Raw genomic sequence first — 1,802 nt, 5'->3', positions numbered from 1 at the left:
GATTCTGTATACCGCCCCCTCCTACCCCCTCGCTGTCGTTTCCGGGGGGCCCCCCGCCCCGGCCCCCGCCCCACGAGAGGCGGGGGCCGGGGCACGCCTCATCCCACCGGGCGATGATCGCCAGCCGCACCACACTGAACACCGGAATGTCGTACAGCCCCGAGATCGCGGCGAGCACCAGCAGCGGCAGACCCGACGAACGGCGCGACCGACCAGCACACGGCACCGAGCACGATCGCGGGCGCGATGGTCGCCCGCAACCCGAACCGATCCACCATCCGCCCGCGCCACGGCCCACTCGTCGCGACACACACGGTCACCACCATCGCGAGCGTCCCCGCCTGCAGAAACGACCCGTGCAACGTCTCCACGACGTGCACCGCGAGCAGCACCGCCCCGGCGAAGTGCGGCACCCGCACCAACGCCCCGAGCAACACGATATTGCGCACCGCCCCGATCGACAGTACGCCTCGATAGGCCCGCATCAGCAGAGCGTGACAGCCCGCCGGCCTCCACCGCCACCGATTTTCCCTGGACGGCGGGAGGCCGATCCACGAAACCGACCTTCTTCGCAACCGACCGTGCGTGCGGCGATCGCTCTACGTCGACGCGCTGCCGCCGAGCAACTCTTTCAACTGCATGCGCCCTACTCGACCGTCCTCGGAAAGCTCAGAACCGAACTCTTGCGCGGACTCGAGGATCGGCAACTGATCGAACAACTCCAACTCCCGCAGCCGGTACGCGATGTAGTCGGCATCCGGATCGTCAACTCGCCGCCCTAGCTCGGTCAGCACCGCTTCGAGGCCTTCCTTTCCACCGAATCGGACCAACTGTTCGGCAGCAGCGATTTGCACAGCGATGTCCCCATCGTTCAATGCTCCGACCAGGGACGAGAACACCTCCCGGTCCGGCAACCATCCCCCCAACGCCCGGGTCGCAGCGCATCGCACATCCCATTGCCGCGCCCGAATCCGCATCAGGGCCAGGTTCCTATCCAACCTCTCCACCTGGACACTCCCCATCGTCAATCCGGATCGTATCCGGGTCGACTGACGACGAAGGCCCGCGATCCGTCGGCCAAACGCCTTCACCGGCTGACCCCAGCGCCACGTCCATGGCCGCACGAATATCCGGGCGCCGAATCGGTCCACCCAGATCGAAGGTTTCAGGATCGAGCGCCGCCACTACCCGACCACCAGCCGCTCACCGCCGAAGTCCGCGATGATCTCCATGCGTCCACCGAGCGCTTCGATGTAGGCCGCAAGAGTGCGCAACTCAGCCGCAGTCACCGTAGCCCGCTCGATCGCGGACACTCGCTCCTGCCTGATCCGCATCCGCTTCGCGACTTCCGCCTGAGTCAGCCCCAAACGCTTACGCATCTCGGCGAGCCTCGTCGCCCTGCTCACCTCGACCATCCGCTGGGCGCCCGCCTCTACCTCTTCCCGATCACCTGCGTCCGGAAAGAACTCGGACAGAAAGCTTTCCCGGTCGTAGGAGTGCGTGCTGCTCATGAGCGCTCCTTCTCTTTCATGTACACGTCGTACCGGTACTCGGCCACCGGTATCGCCTGCCGGTACCAAGCCTTCCAGTTACCCGACTTGTCACCGGCCACCAGCAGGACCGCGTTTCGTTCCGGATCGAATACGAAAAGAATCCTGATCTCGGTCGCACCTGCCGAACCTGGACGGAGCTTCTTGAGGTTGTGCACCGAGGAACCCTTGATCCGGTCGACCAGCGGGCGACCGAGCGCCGGGCCTTCGTCGAGCAGAGCCGTAATGGCCTACCTCTCCGTCTGTCTCTGA

4 protein-coding genes are annotated in these 1,802 nt (G+C 65.5%); all 4 read right to left on the bottom strand.

All coding sequences use genetic code 11. The features are described from left to right. Window positions 1-98: 98 nt before the first annotated feature. The 4 genes from ACFWPJ_RS11570 to ACFWPJ_RS11555 all read right to left on the bottom strand — a co-directional run bounded on the left by ACFWPJ_RS11570 (window position 99) and on the right by ACFWPJ_RS11555 (window position 1,768). Complete coding sequence (locus ACFWPJ_RS11570; protein ID WP_378849843.1) at window positions 99-485, bottom strand: hypothetical protein; 387 nt, start codon at window positions 483-485, stop codon at window positions 99-101. A 114-nt stretch (window positions 486-599) separates the two neighbouring features. Continuing rightward, window positions 600-977, bottom strand: coding sequence for a HEAT repeat domain-containing protein (locus ACFWPJ_RS11565; RefSeq protein ID WP_378849841.1), 378 nt, complete (start codon window positions 975-977; stop codon window positions 600-602). A gap of 207 nt (window positions 978-1,184) precedes the next feature. Continuing rightward, window positions 1,185-1,511 (bottom strand): helix-turn-helix domain-containing protein, encoded by a 327-nt coding sequence (locus ACFWPJ_RS11560; RefSeq protein WP_378849839.1) that lies wholly within the window; start codon window positions 1,509-1,511, stop codon window positions 1,185-1,187. Beyond that, window positions 1,508-1,768 (bottom strand): type II toxin-antitoxin system RelE/ParE family toxin, encoded by a 261-nt coding sequence (locus tag ACFWPJ_RS11555; RefSeq protein WP_378849861.1) that lies wholly within the window; start codon window positions 1,766-1,768, stop codon window positions 1,508-1,510. Before ACFWPJ_RS11555 ends, ACFWPJ_RS11560 begins: the two co-directional genes overlap by 4 nt. Window positions 1,769-1,802 lie beyond the last annotated feature (34 nt).

It is taken from the genome of Nocardia sp. NPDC058497, from assembly GCF_042720195.1.
Classification (GTDB): Bacteria; Actinomycetota; Actinomycetes; order Mycobacteriales; family Mycobacteriaceae; genus Nocardia.
This window is presented reverse-complemented; position numbering and strand designations above follow the sequence as displayed.

What these genes read in the sequence shown, in the direction of transcription:
- ACFWPJ_RS11570 (WP_378849843.1), bottom strand. Translation starts at nt 485, where the DNA reads ATGCGGGCCTATCGAGGCGTACTGTCGATCGGGGCGGTGCGCAATATC.
- ACFWPJ_RS11560 (WP_378849839.1), bottom strand. Translation starts at nt 1,511, where the DNA reads ATGAGCAGCACGCACTCCTACGACCGGGAAAGCTTTCTGTCCGAGTTC.
- ACFWPJ_RS11565 (WP_378849841.1), bottom strand. Translation starts at nt 977, where the DNA reads ATGCGGATTCGGGCGCGGCAATGGGATGTGCGATGCGCTGCGACCCGG.